The following is a 17,199-nucleotide window of genomic DNA, read 5'->3' as shown; positions in this document are numbered from 1 at the left end:
ATAAGCCTCCAATTTCTCAATGACCATACGACGCAAATGCGGATGGCGTCGAAGCTTTCGCAAGCGCCGGCGGCGTTCCTTGGCAATGTCGTCGGCGACCGTCGAGAAGTAGCCGCTGTATTCGGGAAGCTCACGGTCATGGAACGTATTGCGTCTGATCTCACGATAGATAGTCGATCGGTGACGCCCGAGTTGGCGGGCCATCTCGTTGACCGGAACCTTGCGCTCGACAAGGTGATGAAGGCGCCGCCGATCGGCGAGGGTGAGTTGCTGATAGCACCGGGACATGCCAAAATCTCCAAAGTGAAGCCATTGAATTCATTGGCATGTCGCACTTGAAAATAGAATGTACCTTTATCCGACTAAAAATCACATAAGCTTAATTATGGAACCAAACCGGATACCGCTACGGCAACGAGGCAGGAATTTTCAGCTTTTATTCCAGATGGTTGGCCAGATTTTCGAGGGCCGATTTCAGTCCCTCGTCGTGATCTTCTCTGCTGATGCCGTAAGGCACATTCTCGCAAATTATGGTGACCCTTGTGCCGGTCGGAACTTCCGCCAAGGACCAGGTCATGGTCATCATTTCTCCCAGCAGCGACATGATCTTGACGAAACCTCTCCCAGGCATAGTTAGCTGGAGCATCGGAAGAATGGAGTTGTCCCATGAGGATTTCGCTATCTGCCCTGGCAATGATCATCATCGGCGGAATAGCGCCGCCCGTCGAAGCCGCCGGCATCGACTGCGCCAAGTCTGTTTCGGCAAGCGACCACATGATTTGTCAGGACAAATCGCTCCTCGCACAGGACACGATGATGGAGGCCCTCTATGCCTCCGCCCTTAAGCGCGACGATGCAGACAAAATCCGCAGCCAGCAGCAGCGCTGGGTTGCGACGGTACAATCCTGCGGCGATCTAACATGCATCCGGCATGCCTATGACGATCAGGTCAGCTTTATCCTGGATACGAAGGGTGTGGTAAGCGCGTCGACGGATTTCACCTTGAAACGAAGCGACGGCAACGAGGGCCGCCTTTCGATCTTCGGGCCGGTCGATGGCCTTGTCGCAGTTACTCTCTCCTCGGTTTATGCCGGCCCGGGTGCCGGCAATGTCAATGCCGATGGCATCCAAAGTGTCGTCCCGCTGACGAAAGAACACGCCGAGCTTTCCAGAGGCAGGTGCAAGTTCAGCCTCAATCGCCTCAATGCGAAGACCTGGCGTGTGTCGCAGGCGGGCTCCTGTTTTCTTGCCGACGGTGTGACCTTTCGGGGCATCTACCGTAAACAATGACAGTCTGGCTTGCGCGCAAAACGCCGTAGCACCGCAATGCGCGTCATGGCGCCGCGGAGCGATGCAACAGATGGTTCATCCTCGATGGCTTGATGCATCCCACGTCAAAATAGCGAGCCAGCCCTCTACCCATTCTGAAAGATGAGACCATTTCGTTCGCTATCTTTTTCGATAGTACGGCCGGTGGTTGAAATGCGTGGTGCATTCGCGTTACACATCAGGCGCGTATGGCCCGGATTCGGGTCAGGCCATGGATATGGTTTCCGACGGGACCCCGTTGGGCCGAATTGGAATCGACCCGCGCTAGACGCATGAAGGAACCGCGCATGCACATTCCCACAAGCTCGTCCCCCTTGCCGCTGGATGGCCCGCAATGGATCCGATTCCGCCAGCAGGAAGAACTGCGAAAGGCAATGCTTGAGCGGCGCTTCGATGAGGTTGAGCGACTAGTGGCTGCGCTTGAAGCGGCTTGGTGGCAGGCCGGCGACGTACCCGATGATCGCTATCTGTATCTTGCAACCAGTTCCGGCCTGTTTGACCATGCCAGTGTGGACGCTGCCCGGCGGCTTGAATTGCTGAATGACTGGGCCAAGTCCTATCCGGCTTCCTATCATGCGCAATATATTCTCGGTCACCATTATTTTCGCCGGGCCGGCGATATCCGCACGGCGGCCTGGGCATCGGATGTTGGCGAAGACCAATGGGTTGCCGCCCACATGGCTTGCGTCACCGCGGCCGAGCATCTTTTGAAGGCAATGGCGCTCTCTGAGCGTCCCGCACTGGCCGCTGAAACCATGATGCAGATCTGCCAGTATCTTGGCCAGCCGGATTTCGTCGATGCTCTGTTTCGCGGGACGCCGCTTGAAAAAACCATGCAGCGCGGCGAGTTCGACCCCGACCTTTATGAAGCGGCATGCGCCCAGCTCGCCAGATATGCATTGAAGCCGCCGGGCATCCTCACCGCGGCACTTCCGGCCTCTCTCCCGCCAATGCAGGAAGGAGATATCGAAAACTCTGGCTATTACTGGCTGCGTTATTGTCTTTCGCTCAGACCGCGCTGGCCGGACATCCTGGCAGACTACGCGCAGTATCTGAGCCCGAGATGGGGTGGCTCCGAGGGGGAGGTCGAAAAATTCGCCACCGGCCCTTTGTGTTCACAATTGAGCGAACAAGAGCGCAATTCCATCCGCTGGCCTGGCATTCATGATGCATTGACGCTCCCTGGGTATCCACAGCCAGGCGACGCGCGTGAGATCGCGGCCCGAGAGAAGATATTCAAGAATTGGCTGGCGCGGGATCTCTCCGATCCCCTGCGTTTCATCTCTTTGGGGCAATACGCCAATTTCACTCACTACTCGCTTGCCGACCGGAAGCTGGCGCATCAGCGTCATGTCGAATCTATCCGCTATTGTAAGCCGCCGCGAACCTATCCGGGGGTGGACGGTGCGTTTCGGGATTTCACCAACCTGATGCTGATCCAGCATTTCGAGGATGATGAAGGCGCCTATGCAAACGTGCTGCAAACCGCCGCACGCCGCTTCGACGAGCCGACGATGCTCACCATGGCCGCCTTCGCCTGGCAGTTCGGCATGTGGGGGATCGAGGCCGATCCGGCCGTCGCCACGCGGCTGATCGACCGGGCGGCCGAGCTTGCGCCGTTCTATGAACCCGATGAGTTCACGCCGATGCATGCCTGCCGCATGATATGGGACGGAGGCTTCCAGGAGCAGTCGGCCTATCTCACGCGCGAATTTGCCGAGAGACGCGTCTATTCGGCAGCGGCAAGCATGTACGATATTACAACGGGCTATCGACCGGATACGGAGCCCCACTTTCTTGACGACAAGGAAGCGCATCACTGGCTCGAACGCTCGGTCGAAGAAGGTGAGCCTGTCTCCATGTTCAATTACGCCTGGCGCCTCGAGAAGGTTCACAAAATCGATCTGACGATCCGCGAAAATTATGAGCGGGTTCGTGGCTATTATTTCCGCGCGATGGAAGGCGGCGTAGGCCCCGCTATCATCCGGCTTGCAAGTGTCGATCGCCGACACGGAACCGAAGAAGAAAAGCAACGGGCCGTCGCCCATATGAAATCCTTCATTGCCCATGAGGATGACCACCTTGCCGGCGAGGCATATGGTGAGGTCGTTTTGGCATACAAATATGGCGACGGCGTTCCCAAAAGCGAGTTCATCGCCATGCAATGGTTCGATCGTTTCAAGCAGCTTTTTCCGGATCATTCGACGATGGAATGGATGGAAACGCAGGTCTATGGATCGACCGGATGGCAAATGGCCGGGCGGGCACTGCGGGCCTTCTTCCTTGGGAAGAAGCTTTCAAAAGAGCATCTGCCACCGAAGTAAGCGCCGCGATGAGCAATTTCCTCCCGGCACCGCAGGAAGGCAGATGGCGAGCCCTGATCTGGCTCGCTTTCGGCGATGCCTTTCTGCTCTTCGCCGGGATGTTGCTGGTTGTCTCGCCTCTCCTGCTGATCTTCTCTCTGTCCTCGCCGTTACTGCTGGCGCTGCTCGCCTTGCCGTCGCTGTCATGGTTTTTCTATGGGCTGATGGTCCTGCGCGCTCTTGCCGTGCCGCCGCCACCGCCGGTTTCGAATGGGATATTGTTGGATCCTGCCAAGGTTCCGGCTCTTGCCGCCGACCTTGAACGGTTGCGCCTTGCCTGCGACGCGCCGGCCTTCACGGCGGTCTACATCAATGGCGACCTCAACGCATCCATCTACCAGACTGCGTCGCGGTCCGGTCCGTCGAAACATATCCTCGTGCTCGGCCTGCCGCTTCTTGCTCTCTTGACCAAGGATCAGGCGGCGGTGGTCATCGCCCATGAATACGCACATATCTCTCGCCAGCACGGACATTTCGCCCGCTGGGCCTATATGGCGCGCCAGCGCTGGGCGGCGTTGGGGGATCTGCATGAACGCAACCATCGTCTGATCACCGCGCCGCTCAGGCTGTTTCTGTCCTGGTACGTGCCACGCATGATGCGAGAAACGCTGGAGTTCTCGCGCCGTTGCGAGATGTTTGCCGATGCGCAAGCCGTTCAAGCGTGCGGCGCCGATCTCGCACTGGAAGCCGAATTTGCGCTGGCTCTAAGGCAGAAAGCCCTCTCCGACCGGTTCTGGCCGAGCATATTCGCGCGAGCCGGCGCGCAGGAACTTGCGCAGGCGCAGCCGTTCACGCAGCTCCTCGCGGAGCCAGCGGAGAGCCGTCCGCGCCATGGCGCACAGGCGGCGGTCTGGCTGCACGAAGCTCTATGTCAGAGCCCGGACCCCCGCAGCACGCATCCAGCATTTTTCGAGCGTATTGCATCGACGGGATTCGACCCGAAAGCCCGGCTTCCCGATCCCCTGCCCTGGTACCTTGAAAAAGAGGCTGCGGCCGCCGACTGGCTGGGGAAGGAAGCGTCCGGCATGGCTGCGCAGCTCGACGCCCACTGGCGCGAGAATTCTACGCAGGCCTGGCAGGATGCAGAAGGCTGGTATGCACGCCAACATGGCGAATTCGCAAACCTGTTGCACCGTCGCAAGCAGCAGACGTTTGATGAACGGGACTGGTTGTTTCTGGCGCAACTGGCGGAAAAATTTGATCCAGAAAGCCCCCTGCGCCAGGAGGCAATTGCGCAAGGATTGCGGCATTCACCCGATGATCCCACGCTTCTCCAACTAAGAGCCGACTATCTTGAGGAGAATGGCGACGTTGGCGGAGCGATAGCCCTGTGGCATCGCATCGGCAAAAATTCGCCTGCTTCCGCCTATGCCGTTCATCGCCGTCTTTGCGAACTCTGCTTGCGGGCGGGAGACAGAGCGACGGCAGAGTACCATCGACACGTCGCCGACGAACTATGGACCGGCCAGGATGCGAGGCGGTCCGCGCTCAGAGATCGTTTTCCGCATGGGATGGAGGCGTCCGAGGTCGCGCTGCTGCATGGCGTATTGCAGCCGCTCTTTGCTCATGCGCGTTCCGTTTGGCTTTGCCGTGACACGCCAGCGAATATACCGGACGCGTCCCGATGGTTTCTCTATGTCGAGGCGTATGATGGCTGGTTCATGCGGATGGTTGGCAGTTTGACCGGCGAAGAGGACGTCAACGCATCGGCTTGCAAAAGGCTGCTCGAACGCCTGCTGCCACGGTTGCATATCTATCCGGACGTCGTGTTTATCGGACCATCAGAGAATATTCCGGCCTATTGTTCACCCGATAGCCTGATCGCCCACGCCGGCAGAGCCGTTTCGCCCGTGCGCGCCAACGTTGAAAAACCGCTCATCGCACACGTTGACACTGGAGGGTCAGGACCCAATTGATGGTTGAGGTACATTGGTAAGAGATGGGATGGCGCGATTGCAGGATTACGCAAATGAATAGCCGAATTATCACTCTGACTGCTGTCGCCTTGTTGTGTGCGTCTGCTGCTGCGCATTGTGAGCAGATTGCCGATCTGAAAATCACGGCCTTTCGTTCCGAAGAACCTGACCGATGCCGCAAATCCGATGTCGACTTATCCCCTGCTAAGGCTCAGGAATTCTTCAAGCGCGCCAAACGGATCAATGCCCGAATCCTTCATGACGATTATGATCTCGCTCCCTGTTACATAGAGGGCACATTAAGGTGGGACGGAAAAATCTGTGACTGGAACATCCGGGCAGGCGCTACCGGCCGTGTTCAATGTAACAAGCAGGAGATGTATTTCGCCTGTGAGGCTTGCGGTGATCTATTCGACCAAAAGTAGCGGCTGTTGTTCCATGCGAAACGAGGTGCATTTGAATGCTGGCCTCGTACGATTATCGAAGTGCGATTATCGAAGTTTGCCAGTGCAAGCATTTTGGGAAATGCTGCCGTTTTGGCATCCCCTGCACGTCGTATTGCCAGGAAACGTTGCTTGCGAAACGACACACGGTTTCCGCGCCGATAAAGGATTGCTTTGCCGGCGTAGTCGGGATCATTTTACGATGATCCGTTCGCATTCGGTTGCGTATCTTGAGTATCGAAGGTTCGGCCCTTTCAATAGAAAGCCTACCCCTCCACCTCGCATCGGCCATAGAGTGATCTCAGTTTAGCCCGTTGGGTACCCGACATGTTCTGAGAAAAGTCGCTCAATGCCCAAAACATTGCGATCCTTTCCAGCTGAGCCGGATTAACCATTCCGCATCGAAACAGGCCGACCAGCGCGGCGGCAAAACCGTCTCGACTGTATTGAGTATCATCGAACCAGCTTTGCGCGGTAGCCAAGTCGAATACTCGCTTTATGATTTCGAGCTCGCTTTGCGACAAAGCGCCATGTGCGAAGCGTTTAAACCTTTCCATGATCGTCTCCACCGCGAGACTGCCGGCAATCTCGCGTAATCCCGGCATGAGCAGAGACTGCCTATGCCGGCCGAGTTCTCCTAGGTTCTTTCCGCCGTTGACTGTGCCCATAGAGTTTGTAGGCTGGTCAGTACACTCGGCAGTATGAAACAGCATGGGATTGCGACGCCGATAGGCAAGATAAACGATCGTCTTGCAGACGTGATCTGGATCATTTCACGATGACTGTTCACAGTCAGAGATCAGAGCCAGTTCAGCGAACGGCAGATATTGTAGGCAATTGCAAGCCATGCAGTGATGATTGCTCCAAATATTACAAGCTCAACCCTCATATTCCCTTGAGGTTCCTTGAAGTCCGCGACAATGCCTGCTGTCTCGGTCGTGCTTACTTTTCTCACGGACCATCCCGCCCTGGTTAGTACTCTTCTAAGCAAGCTGGCTCTCTTGAAGTTTCTGTGTGTCAGCGCGATATCAAGGAAATGTATCAATCGATGCTAATAGAATGACCGGAGCGAGCTCTAGCAGTGACCATGCACGTCGCTGACAAGCTCATTCAAATGCTCGCCGGACAGCATCGGAAACTCAGTTTCCAAGATCGAAAGCAGAGCAGCCTGTGCCGCCTTTATAAGGAATACGGCCTGTGCTGCATCGAGTTCACTCGCGATTCCTCCGGCGTATTGCATCATTTTTGCGAGCGCCAAAATCTCTCCCTGGCGTTCCTGTCCTTCAAAATCAGTCACTCTCAAAGCCCCAACAAATGATTTCGTGAGGGGAGATTGGCATATTTCTATTGAAATGGTGCGTTGCAAAAGCGTTGCGCACTCAGAGGCTGTATTTTAGAATTATTTAAAATCTTTATAGTTGCGGAAACAGTTTGCGCCACAGCGGAGTTGCATTGAAAGACCAGTCCGCCATATGTGCCCGCGACGGCGCCTCGGCGATCGCGCCCATCAGCCCTATGGCATCCTGACGTTTCTGGTCGGTCCATGCTCTTGCGACGAGAGCCCTCACCTGCCCCATGTCCATATCGGCGGCTTCGGCAACACGCCTCCAGGTGCGATCCTTGAAAAATACACGCCGTGCCGCCTGAGAGAGCCGCAGAGCCTCTTCCTTGCCGATAATAGCTTGGTCAATTGCAGTCTCGATTGTGGCATCGACATTGACCAGTGGTACCGACAAAGCGGGATAGCCCAATTCCGCTGGGCCGTGAAGAAGAGCAACATCAGCATCATCCTCCCGGAGCCCTGAGGTATAGTCACCGAATATCCTGCCAACACCGACCATGCCGAAAGCCTGACACTCAACCGCGCGGAGCGCTCCCATGCTGGCTGCCCCAAACACGGGAACGCCGCGGGACAGAGCAAAGAGCAGCTCCTTGTGCCAAACCGGTGCGACGAACTCGAACAGGCCGTCGATAAGGCCGACGGCAGTCGCGCCATCCTCAAGAGCTCTCACAACATCGCCCTGGCATGCCGGCGGCCGTATGACCATCGTGTCGTCGGCGAACGCTTCAGCATCGGGCAGGCTCGGACCGACGAAGATCACTTTCACAGGAAACCCTTTGACAGTGCCCGGCTGCCGAGACGAATTCGGCGGTCGCCGTCCGGATGTTCGAGTTGTGGCGCGAAGACCTTTGCCACCGATGCCGGCAACCATTCAGGTGCCAGCTCGATTGCATAAAGCTGGTCGATACCGCATTCCGACAAGGTCTCGACAAGGTGGTCGAGCGCATCTTGCGCAGACTTGGCTGGCATCGTCGGCAGTTCGTTGAGGTTCGTCGTGCATCGCGCCTGGAACGACTGCAGGTGGGCGGGGTCGGCGCGGCGTGAGAAGAGCTCCGGGACAAGATCGTCTCTGGCGCCGGCAATGAATGTCATCCGCGATTGTACGGCCTCGGAAATTGCCCGGGCTGCGGCCACATCGGGGGACAAGGATGCGCCTGCCCCCATGGTCAAGTCGACATATCTCAGCGAATTGTCATCCCCTTTCGGCCGCAGCAACGCGGCGACGGAGGCAACAGAGAGATCGCTCGTCACATCGAAGAGGGCGATATCGAAATCCGCCGAGAAAATCTTCTCGAGCATCTCGCGAATACCCTCATCTTCGATGCTATGCGGATCTATCCGGCGCTCATAGCGATACTCTGGCTCGCTGACATTCCAGAGGACACAAGCATCTCGCTCTACCCGCTCCAGCAACCCGTGCAGGACTGCCTCGTGCCAATTGTTGCCGGACGCCAATCCGTCCGATGACACCCAAAATCGTGGGCTGACATGCGTCCGGTCAAGATGAATGGCCTCGAAAGGTACGAATATCGAGGCGTTGTTCGCCAGATCGCGGGCTTGAGACCATCTGATCTGTTCCGTGGTTTCTAGCGGTTGCACGCCAATCGCCAGCAGATCGTCCAGGCCATCCATCGCATGGCCGCTTGCGGCAAGATCATCCTGACTTGCCATCAACGCTGAACAGTAGGGCCGGGTCGCGACCGATCGCTCGATCGCTTCCATCACCGCGGATGTCTTCGCGGAGATATCGTCAAGGCCTTTGCCCTGAGCAATGACGATCGCCCTGGAGTTCGGAGCATAGGCACACCAAACGGGAATGCCTATGCGATCGAGCTCGGTCTGGCAGCCAACACGAGTTATGCCAAGCCGTCCCAGATGAGGCGAAACCCTCGACAGGGTTTCGCCAGGAGGGCACGCCCTAAAGTTGTTCGACACGGATGAACGAGCGCCTAGCCCTCATAAAGGCCTGAGGCCGCGGAGCTTATCGACTTTAACGCCACGGCAAAATCGACATCTTTCTCCACTCTGACCCCTTTGGCCCGCCAGGATGCAGCTTTCGCCAGATCACCCGACAGTCGCCGCGTGTATCGAACGACAGTCCCCTTTTCGAGGTCAACCAGCCAAAGCCCTGCTTCACCCTTAATCCCAATCAGAACTGCGCCTGCCATAATTTCTTCCTCTCAAAAACCGGCCTTCAACAGGCCTTCCCTGTAATGCTCCGTCTGCCACTTTTCCTTGTTTGGAATCATGGAGAGCCATGCCTCAAGATCGAAATTCGGATTGTCGCGCAAAGCGCGCAGACGATAGGTCTTAGCCTTGGCGAGATCCCCCAGCATTGCCCAGCTTGCCGCCGCAAGCCTGCTTGCCGGTACCGGATCTCTCATCCTGTCCAGATAGGTTAATGCTTCGGTGTATTCCCCAAGGAAATAGCTGGCTCCCGCTGCGGTCCAATAATAGTAGTCCGGAGCCAGCGGATTGAGATCAAGAGCCGTTGCAACCTTCGCCAATGCCGCTTTCGGATTGGCGCCGTGGGTGAGGCTGTCGGCGTGGCTGCAGATCACATCTGCATAATGCGGACTGAGGTCCTCGGCATTCGACAATGCCTCGAGGCTACCGTCGATATTTCCGCGATAGAGCCGGGCGACGCCGATTTCCTTAAAGCCTCCGGCGAACTGATTGTCATCGCTGATCGCCTCGGCCGCCATTTTTTCAGCTTGCTGCAACAGGTCGCCGTCGCCGCGGGCCGTCAGAACCCATTCCATCGTCAACGTTCTGGCGATGCCGGCAAGTGCCGCGGCAAAGCCGCGCTCGTACTCGAGCGCTTCCTTGAAATGCTTGCGCGCGCGACGGACATTCTGAAGGCTCAATCGAGACAGGCATTGCACGCCCTCAAGATAGGCAAAATAGGCCTGAGGCTTGCAGCTGAAATCGGAAACGATGTGATGGAAGGCGCCTACACGCTCGATGATGGAGCGCTGGATCGCTGTGGCGATCTCGTTGCGATGCTCCGTTATGGCCGCGCTATCCAATTGAACGCGCGTTGCCCAGACGATTTCGTCGCGCGGCATGAAAATCAGCTGCGCGAAAAGGCTGTCGCCCGTCCTCTTCGTATCGAGCGCGTAGACGACATTATGCTGCCTGAGAAGGCCGGCCTTGTCCTTGGACGAGCGAATCTGCTCGGCGGTGTAAGGAGCGACGACGGATACGCTTCGATCGACGCAAAGACTGATCGTCAGGTCTTCGATGACTGCATTGGCGACCGATCCGGCGCTCTCCGAATCCTCGAGCGTCTCAGGGGGAAGCAGCGCAATGCGCGGCATCTGGTTGTCGGCGGCGATCGGAAGCGAATCTTCAGCCGGATGACTTGAATTCGGATCTTTCGTTTCACCTATCACCTGGATGTAGGAGGTGATTCTTTCGCCAAGCGCTATCCTGACCTCATCATCGGTATGATCCCGATCCAGCAGGAGCATGGCTGCGCGCTTCAATTCACCACGATATTGGGGTGAAGAGGGTTCGTTCAGTGTCTTGAAGAATTCGGCTCGCAACTCTCCTGCAAGTCGCGCCCGCACGTCTCGTACCCAGACGGCCACGGCCGTGGAACCACTGCCGTAGGCGGGTAGAAAATTCTTGGCGACGGCATCGGTAAGCGCGCCGAGCCTGGCAACGCCGGAGGTGCTGTCTATAGTTTCGAGATCGCACCGCAACGCCTCGAAATTCAAAACGATATTTGCAGCGACGTCGCCAATCAGCGGCTTGGCGGATTTGGGCGTCGCAGTCGCCAAACGCAGCAGCGTCGACCTCAGATTGGCGCCGGCGGCCTGGAGATTGCCGGACCAGAGAAAAGCAGCCAGGTCCTTGCGCGGTATCGACTGTCGGCAATCGTAGAGATAGGCAAGCATGAGCAGCGCCTGCTTTGGCACACTCACGCGATCGCCCTTGTCGTCATAAAGGGCGCAGCTGCCGAGTGTCGTTAAATGATATGTCATCTTGCCGGGTCAGCGCTCGTTGTCGGGTTCTGATGATTGCACGAAAGCCAGGATCTTCGCTCGCAACCGCTTGTCCTCGATCCCGGATAAGGCTGTCCGCAGAACGGCCTTATGATGCTTCGCAAGTCGAAAATCAGCCAGCGCCTCCCTGGAGGGATAGGCGTCGTCCGATGCACTTTCGAAGAAAAACATGACCGGTACATCGAGGATTTCTGAAATGCGCAGCAGGCGGCCAGCACTGATTTTTTCGACGCCGCATTCGCATTTATCGAGCTGCTGAGGGCTTATGCGGAGCTTCTCGGCCAGTACATTCTGCGCAATTGACAATTCCTCCCGGCGCAACCGGATGCGTAATCCAACTTCGACATCGATCGCATCGGTTTTTTTGTCCATCAGGGAACCGCCAGAAGAGAAACTGCCTTCATGTTCGCAGGTTTCCCTTGGATTCACAATCTTCCAGCAATGTACTCAAAGCCAATTATACACAGTGGCAGGAAGTTTCCGATCACCGTATCAAGAACATAGCAAGATCGTCCTTCACGGCTGCAACCACATCGACGATCATCTTATCTGCCGTATCGCACTTTAGGAGAGGCACCGCCGAGCTGGCTCCTCCCCCCTCTCATATCTTTAAATTCTGCAAGACAGCCGTTCTCGGCTGCCTTGCAACATTAGGCGTTGGCGAAAACATCGTCGCCGAGAATTCGCTTCAGCGATCCGATGGCCGAAGCCGGGGTATAAGAGCCGGTCACCCCGCCGAGCGACTGCGAACTCACCGAAATATCCCATTCGAGACCCCTGCCGGAAACCGCTATATGGTGCCGCATCGCCTTGGTATCGGGATCGGCGACAACGATGCTGCGGGTGCGGTCGAAACCGATGCCCGCAAACGCAACGGCAGCATGGACATTGACGTTGCGCGGAAACCTGATGCAGGCCTCGCGGGTCGAACCATCGAAGAGCGTTCCCCTGGCATCGGCCGGCTGACCAAGACTCGCACCGCTTTTCGTCGTGGTTATCACAACCTTTTCGATTTGTTCGCGGCCGTCGCACAGACCATCGAGACCGAGTACGGCACCGTGCGGGACGAAGAAACGCCGTCCGCTCTTGCTGGCTGCCGCATGTATCGCCGCTTCCACAGCGCGATCCGCGAGCGCCGAGCAACTGAAACCGCAGAGGTCCGAATGGGCAAGGATATCCGGTCCCAGCGTGCTCAGAAGAGCCGGTGTCGCGGATTCGAGTACAAGGTCCGCCTTCCGATCGAGCGCATGATCGGCATCATCCGTGACGAAGGCAGCCATGGAGGCATTCTGCGCATGTTTGTTCTTGTCGGATACGAGAACATAAGCGATCTCGACCCCTTCCAGACTACTGATATAGTCGAACAGGCTCCTGCCGATCACGCCTGCGCCAATAATTCCTATGGTTCTATATTTCATTATTCCCCCTACATAGATTTCTGACGCCGTGGCCTCGACGTTCGTCGCGATGCCTTGGCGATTTGGGTTCAACGCCCCGGCAACCGCACCTCGACATCTCCTAGGCCTCGGGCGCCAAGCGAAAGGTACTTCAAAACATCACTACCGCGCCGCACCGGTACGGTTGAAACCTCAAAACAGCCGTCATTCAAGTTTTGGAGAACCCTTCGCAGGCCTCGACAAAAGCGCGAATGGCAGCAATCCGTGGGCCGGAATTCGCCCACAGCACACCCATATTGCGAAGTTCGCCATCTTCCATTCGATATTTTTGCAGACGCAGACCCTCTGGCCACGGCGGAGCCCAGTCGGGAACAAGCGCGACGCCCAGTCCGCGACTGACCAGCGCCGCAATTGCATCTAGCGCATCCAGTTCCGCCCATTCGCGCACGCTGATGGCATGACGGCGGAGGTAACGATCGACGATCTGGCCACCCCACTGATTGCGGTCGTAGCGAATAAAGGGCTGCTGTGTAAGCGTCAGATGCAAATCGTGAATTTCCAGCTCCGCGGGCGCCAACAAGACCAAAGGTTCGCGCCGGATGGTCGACCAGCCGAATGCTTTCGGAATCGGGAATTGCGGCTCGATGATGAGGGCGGCATCCAGCTCACCCGACAAAACCGCATGATAGAGGTTCACGGATGAGCCGGGCTGAAGGAAATAGTCGATCTGCCGGAAGCGCTCGCTCAGGGTCGCCGTAATTTGCGGGATGAGGCCGGTCATGGCCGTCGCCGTCGCTCCGAGGCGAAGTTGCCCGCTCGGGAGATCGCCTGCGGCTATTGCTCGCAGGTCTCGCGCCGTGCGCACAAGCGCCGGTCCGTGGCGTTGCACGGCAAGACCGGCGGCCGTGGGCCGGACCGTGCGTCCGACACGAGAAACCAATGCCTGCCCGAGCTCCGTCTCCAGCGCCCTTATGCGCTGAGCGACTGCCGCCGGCGTCATATTCAAGCGCCGTGCGGCTTCGGCAACCGATCCACATTCGGCGACGATAAGGAAGCTTTCGAGGAATTTCGTATCCATAAGATATATTTTCTATCTTCTGAATAAACTGGCAAGCATATTTTATTGCTTCAAAACCAAGGTACCGTAACGTTCCAGTTTTGCGGCTTTCGCGCCGATGAAGGGAGTTTCAATGACTATTCAAGCCAAGTTCGAGCGCATGGGCACCGATGCCGCGCCAGGCCAGGAAGTGCGGCAGCAGGTCGGCGGTATCGAAGCTTTGCTGCGCGGCGAACAGATCGCGGGGCGTGAGGTCGATTTTTCCCATGGCGACGTCGATGCGTTTACGCCGACACCGGGCTCTTTCGAGGTCTTCACCACAGGTGTCGAGGCTGGCGGCAGGCAGGCCTATACCGAATACCGCGGTGATCTCTCGATCCGCGAGCAGCTTGCGCCCAGTCTTGCAAGTTTCACGGGCGCCCCGATCGATGCCGCCGACGGCATGATTCTGACACCCGGCACGCAAGGCGCGCTGTTCCTCGCCGTTGCCTCCACCGTCGCGCATGGCGACAAGGTTGCGGTGGTGCAGCCGGATTATTTCGCCAACCGCAAGCTGGTGGAATTCTGCGAGGGCCATATGATGCCCATTCAGATGGATTACCTGAATGCCGAGGGTCGTGCGGGCCTCGATCTCGGTCAACTGGAAGATGCTTTTGCGGCTGGTGCAAAAGTTTTCCTGTTTTCCAACCCGAACAACCCGGCTGGCGTCGTTTATTCGCGCGATGAGATCAAGACGATCGCATCGCTGGCCAGCCGCTATGGCGCGACCGTCATCGTCGACCAGCTTTATTCGCGACTGCTCTATTCTGGCATCGACTATGCACATCTACGCGCGGAAGCCATCGACGCGGAAAACGTGATCACCATCATGGGTCCGTCGAAGACCGAGTCGCTGAGCGGTTACCGCCTGGGCGTCGCTTTCGGCTCGAAGGCGATCATCAACCGGATGGAAAAACTGCAGGCGATCGTATCGTTGCGCGCCGGCGGGTATAGTCAGGCGGTATTCCGGACTTGGTTCAACGAACCGGAAGGCTGGATGGATCAGCGCGTGCGTCAACATCAGGCCATTCGCGATGACCTCCTCAGGCTATTCCGCGCGACCAAGGGCATTCAGGCTCGTACCACCGAGGCAGGGAGCTATATCTTCCCGCAATTGCCGCCTCTTGCCGTAAGCGGCAAGGATTTCGTGCGAATCCTCCGGCTGCAGGCGAGCGTCATCGTAACGCCTGGCACCGAGTTCAGCCCCTTCTGCGACAGCAGCGTGCGCCTGAACTTCTCTCAGGACCACGCCGCCGCAGTCGCAGCGGTGGAACGTCTCGTCTCGCTTGTCGATCGATATCGTGCATGAAACGGGCTCCGCAATGCGGTTGTCGTATGGAATAATTCCTATTTTCCAGCGCAAAGCGGGATCGTTTCATCTTGCTGAACCACTACGACAACGCGTTGCGGCAGACCAAATTGCCTGCTTCGGCTAGAAACTCACCCCCTTGGGCATTGGAGGAAGTTCCGTCTTCAGACTGTAAGTATATCCTGAACTGGTAGGTGCCGCACCGGGTGCCTGACGGAATCAAGACAGCTGAAATTTGGTCATTCGATCGACATTGCGATACCCGATCTTGCAGACATCCGCCGGGGCAGAATTGCCGTGGCCGACTTGGCCAATAGCCGATACGTATGCGCTCATCGAGAGCTTCCTTCTTGCTGATATCGAGTCAACAACATGGGCCGCGAGCCCCGTGCCGCAATCGAAATTCGATCGCGCACTTTTTTAAATCGATCTTAAAAAATCGAGATGCGAAGCTAATCGATTTTAATTTGCGCATTTAAAAATTCTTGTTGCGGCGCGAAAAAAATCGCTCCTAACTGCCCCACGCTATTCCATCCGTTGTAGGAAACGCGCAATGACGATTTCATTTCCGCTTACAGACAAACGCACTGTCGATGAGCTGCTGAAGCATCTGAACGCACATAAGCTATTCTGTCCTGGAAATTGCGCCATCACCGTCAAACCCCTCGCCGTGCACGTTTCGTCGTGCCTCTCATATGCGCTCGGCACCGCTCGGACCGCCTGGTAGCCGCCATGCCCTTCCGCTGAAATCATTTCGAGTTTGGACATCCGAGGCTTGCGTCCGAATTTCGTCGAAGGCTTTGACCTCCGCGCGGGCCGCCTTGCCTGCGCCTCAGCCTCAACTTCGCCGGGCGTTGTTTGAATTCCGTAACGATACCACTCCCGCAGGAGAAAAACATTGATGACGACATTCGAAGCGTATCTCGATGCCCATAGCGGAACATTGTTGAATGAGGATATGGTCACCATCCTCAGCAATATCGCCGAGGCTACCCGGCAGATTTCGGACAAGCTCAGAAGCTCGTCATTGTCAGGTCTGACGGGTGCAACGGATGCCATCAACATCCAGGGCGAGACGCAGAAGCCGCTCGATATACTTTCCAACGAGATCATGCTCGAGGCATGCCGTAAATCGCCGGCAGTTGCTTTCGCGGTATCGGAAGAACTCGACGCCGAAGTGCTCATTCATCCCGCTGGCGAATATGCGATGATCTTCGACCCACTCGATGGATCGTCCAATCTTGACGTCAACGTAACGGTCGGAACGATCTTTTCCATCATCGAGGCGAGCTCCGCGGCTGAGATTTTGAAAAACGGCCGCAGTCAACTGGCGGCGGGATACGCCGCTTACGGACCGCAAACCAATCTGGTACTTGCGATCGGCAATGGCGTACAGATTTTCACGCTGGACCAGCACGGCGTCTACGTGATGACGACTGCGGATGCCAGGATCGCCCCGGAAACCAAGGAATTCGCCATCAATGCGGCACGCCGCCCGTCTTGGGACGACGTGATTACCGAATATGTCGACGGGTCCATCGGAACCCCTGGCTATAATATGCGCTGGGTCGGTTCGATGGTTGCCGACACACATCGCATCTTCAACCGCGGCGGAATCTTTCTCTATCCCGCCGATCGAAGCAAACCCGCTTCCGGCGGCCGCCTGCGTCTACTTTATGAGGCAAATCCGATCGGCTTTCTGGTCGAAGCGGCAGGCGGTTCCGCCATCGCCGGGAAGACCGCTATCCTCGACATCGAACCAACCTCGTTGCATCAGCGGGTTCCGGTGATTTTTGGCTCGCGCCAGGAAGTCGCAAAGATCAGTCAGGCGTACTGCATCGCGCGGACGATCGAGACGGTGTAGCAATCGAACGACGCTCCGCTTGGATGTGCGGGGGTTGCTCCCTACCTCCCGCAAGAAGCCTTGACGGGCTCGCCTCGAGCTCGTGAATTGTGTATTGACGTCTGACGGAACGTTGGGGACGATCGAGGCT

The 17,199-nt window shown here is 57.1% G+C and carries 16 protein-coding genes; 6 read left to right on the top strand and 10 right to left on the bottom strand.

From position 1 onward, the window contains the following. Both GA0061100_RS27780 and GA0061100_RS27775 read right to left on the bottom strand, forming a co-directional pair. Window positions 1-288: helix-turn-helix domain-containing protein (locus GA0061100_RS27780; RefSeq protein WP_143525549.1), on the bottom strand; the 288-nt coding region annotated here is incomplete at its 3' end. A 148-nt stretch (window positions 289-436) separates the two neighbouring features. Beyond that, a complete protein-coding gene (locus tag GA0061100_RS27775; RefSeq protein ID WP_342196526.1) occupies window positions 437-583 on the bottom strand; it encodes an SRPBCC domain-containing protein in 147 nt (48 codons plus the stop codon). Window positions 584-666: 83 nt separating this feature from the next. Between GA0061100_RS27775 and GA0061100_RS27770 the strand changes: the two genes are divergently transcribed. The 4 genes from GA0061100_RS27770 to GA0061100_RS27755 all read left to right on the top strand — a co-directional run bounded on the left by GA0061100_RS27770 (window position 667) and on the right by GA0061100_RS27755 (window position 6,033). Next, on the top strand, window positions 667-1,290 hold the full coding sequence (locus GA0061100_RS27770) for a lysozyme inhibitor LprI family protein (protein WP_075856078.1): 624 nt from the start codon (window positions 667-669) through the stop codon (window positions 1,288-1,290). A gap of 326 nt (window positions 1,291-1,616) precedes the next feature. Beyond that, window positions 1,617-3,653: a DUF4034 domain-containing protein gene (locus GA0061100_RS27765; RefSeq protein ID WP_075856098.1), complete on the top strand. Its 2,037-nt coding sequence runs from the start codon at window positions 1,617-1,619 to the stop codon at window positions 3,651-3,653. Between the two features lie 305 nt (window positions 3,654-3,958). Continuing rightward, window positions 3,959-5,608 (top strand): M48 family metalloprotease, encoded by a 1,650-nt coding sequence (locus tag GA0061100_RS27760; RefSeq protein ID WP_244557968.1) that lies wholly within the window; start codon window positions 3,959-3,961, stop codon window positions 5,606-5,608. A gap of 53 nt (window positions 5,609-5,661) precedes the next feature. Further along, window positions 5,662-6,033, top strand: coding sequence for a hypothetical protein (locus tag GA0061100_RS27755; RefSeq protein WP_075856077.1), 372 nt, complete (start codon window positions 5,662-5,664; stop codon window positions 6,031-6,033). A 284-nt stretch (window positions 6,034-6,317) separates the two neighbouring features. On the opposite strand, the gene GA0061100_RS27750 is transcribed toward GA0061100_RS27755, so the two are convergent. The 8 genes from GA0061100_RS27750 to GA0061100_RS27710 all read right to left on the bottom strand — a co-directional run bounded on the left by GA0061100_RS27750 (window position 6,318) and on the right by GA0061100_RS27710 (window position 13,878). Further along, window positions 6,318-6,608, bottom strand: coding sequence for a hypothetical protein (locus tag GA0061100_RS27750; protein WP_143525548.1), 291 nt, complete (start codon window positions 6,606-6,608; stop codon window positions 6,318-6,320). A gap of 518 nt (window positions 6,609-7,126) precedes the next feature. Then, window positions 7,127-7,348 (bottom strand): hypothetical protein, encoded by a 222-nt coding sequence (locus GA0061100_RS27745; protein WP_075856075.1) that lies wholly within the window; start codon window positions 7,346-7,348, stop codon window positions 7,127-7,129. A 115-nt stretch (window positions 7,349-7,463) separates the two neighbouring features. Beyond that, window positions 7,464-8,159 carry a TfuA-like protein gene (locus GA0061100_RS27740; protein WP_075856074.1) on the bottom strand — a complete coding sequence of 232 codons (696 nt, stop codon included), beginning with the start codon at window positions 8,157-8,159 and terminating at the stop codon, window positions 7,464-7,466. Further along, entirely contained in the window at window positions 8,156-9,328 is a 1,173-nt protein-coding gene (locus GA0061100_RS27735) for a YcaO-like family protein (RefSeq protein ID WP_075856073.1), read from the bottom strand. The genes GA0061100_RS27740 and GA0061100_RS27735 overlap by 4 nt, the downstream gene beginning before the upstream one ends. 245 nt (window positions 9,329-9,573) lie before the next feature. Then, window positions 9,574-11,382: a hypothetical protein gene (locus tag GA0061100_RS27725; RefSeq protein ID WP_075856071.1), complete on the bottom strand. Its 1,809-nt coding sequence runs from the start codon at window positions 11,380-11,382 to the stop codon at window positions 9,574-9,576. Between the two features lie 9 nt (window positions 11,383-11,391). Further along, a complete protein-coding gene (locus tag GA0061100_RS27720) occupies window positions 11,392-11,775 on the bottom strand; it encodes a helix-turn-helix domain-containing protein (protein ID WP_075856070.1) in 384 nt (127 codons plus the stop codon). A gap of 278 nt (window positions 11,776-12,053) precedes the next feature. Next, window positions 12,054-12,821, bottom strand: a complete 768-nt coding sequence (locus GA0061100_RS27715) for an aspartate dehydrogenase domain-containing protein (RefSeq protein ID WP_075856097.1) — start codon at window positions 12,819-12,821, stop codon at window positions 12,054-12,056. Between the two features lie 187 nt (window positions 12,822-13,008). After that, window positions 13,009-13,878 (bottom strand): LysR family transcriptional regulator, encoded by an 870-nt coding sequence (locus GA0061100_RS27710; RefSeq protein ID WP_075856069.1) that lies wholly within the window; start codon window positions 13,876-13,878, stop codon window positions 13,009-13,011. A 112-nt stretch (window positions 13,879-13,990) separates the two neighbouring features. Here GA0061100_RS27710 and GA0061100_RS27705 point away from each other — a divergent pair, with 112 nt between their 5' ends. Then, window positions 13,991-15,205 (top strand): pyridoxal phosphate-dependent aminotransferase, encoded by a 1,215-nt coding sequence (locus GA0061100_RS27705; RefSeq protein WP_075856068.1) that lies wholly within the window; start codon window positions 13,991-13,993, stop codon window positions 15,203-15,205. 901 nt (window positions 15,206-16,106) lie between these two features. Continuing rightward, window positions 16,107-17,069, top strand: coding sequence for a class 1 fructose-bisphosphatase (locus GA0061100_RS27700; protein WP_075856067.1), 963 nt, complete (start codon window positions 16,107-16,109; stop codon window positions 17,067-17,069). Window positions 17,070-17,199: the final 130 nt, after the last annotated feature.

The organism is Martinezella hainanensis, from assembly GCF_900094555.1.
Taxonomy (GTDB): Bacteria; Pseudomonadota; Alphaproteobacteria; order Rhizobiales; family Rhizobiaceae; genus Rhizobium; species Rhizobium hainanense.
This window is presented reverse-complemented; position numbering and strand designations above follow the sequence as displayed.

Excerpts from the sequence above, each read along its gene's own strand:
- GA0061100_RS27775 (WP_342196526.1), bottom strand. The coding sequence starts at position 583 with ATGACCATGACCTGGTCCTTGGCGGAAGTTCCGACCGGCACAAGGGTC.
- GA0061100_RS27770 (WP_075856078.1), top strand. The coding sequence starts at position 667 with ATGAGGATTTCGCTATCTGCCCTGGCAATGATCATCATCGGCGGAATA.
- GA0061100_RS27765 (WP_075856098.1), top strand. The coding sequence starts at position 1,617 with ATGCACATTCCCACAAGCTCGTCCCCCTTGCCGCTGGATGGCCCGCAA.
- GA0061100_RS27755 (WP_075856077.1), top strand. The coding sequence starts at position 5,662 with ATGAATAGCCGAATTATCACTCTGACTGCTGTCGCCTTGTTGTGTGCG.
- GA0061100_RS27750 (WP_143525548.1), bottom strand. The coding sequence starts at position 6,608 with ATGGAAAGGTTTAAACGCTTCGCACATGGCGCTTTGTCGCAAAGCGAG.
- GA0061100_RS27725 (WP_075856071.1), bottom strand. The coding sequence starts at position 11,382 with ATGACATATCATTTAACGACACTCGGCAGCTGCGCCCTTTATGACGAC.
- GA0061100_RS27720 (WP_075856070.1), bottom strand. The coding sequence starts at position 11,775 with ATGGACAAAAAAACCGATGCGATCGATGTCGAAGTTGGATTACGCATC.
- GA0061100_RS27715 (WP_075856097.1), bottom strand. The coding sequence starts at position 12,821 with ATGAAATATAGAACCATAGGAATTATTGGCGCAGGCGTGATCGGCAGG.
- GA0061100_RS27710 (WP_075856069.1), bottom strand. The coding sequence starts at position 13,878 with ATGGATACGAAATTCCTCGAAAGCTTCCTTATCGTCGCCGAATGTGGA.
- GA0061100_RS27705 (WP_075856068.1), top strand. The coding sequence starts at position 13,991 with ATGACTATTCAAGCCAAGTTCGAGCGCATGGGCACCGATGCCGCGCCA.
- GA0061100_RS27700 (WP_075856067.1), top strand. The coding sequence starts at position 16,107 with ATGACGACATTCGAAGCGTATCTCGATGCCCATAGCGGAACATTGTTG.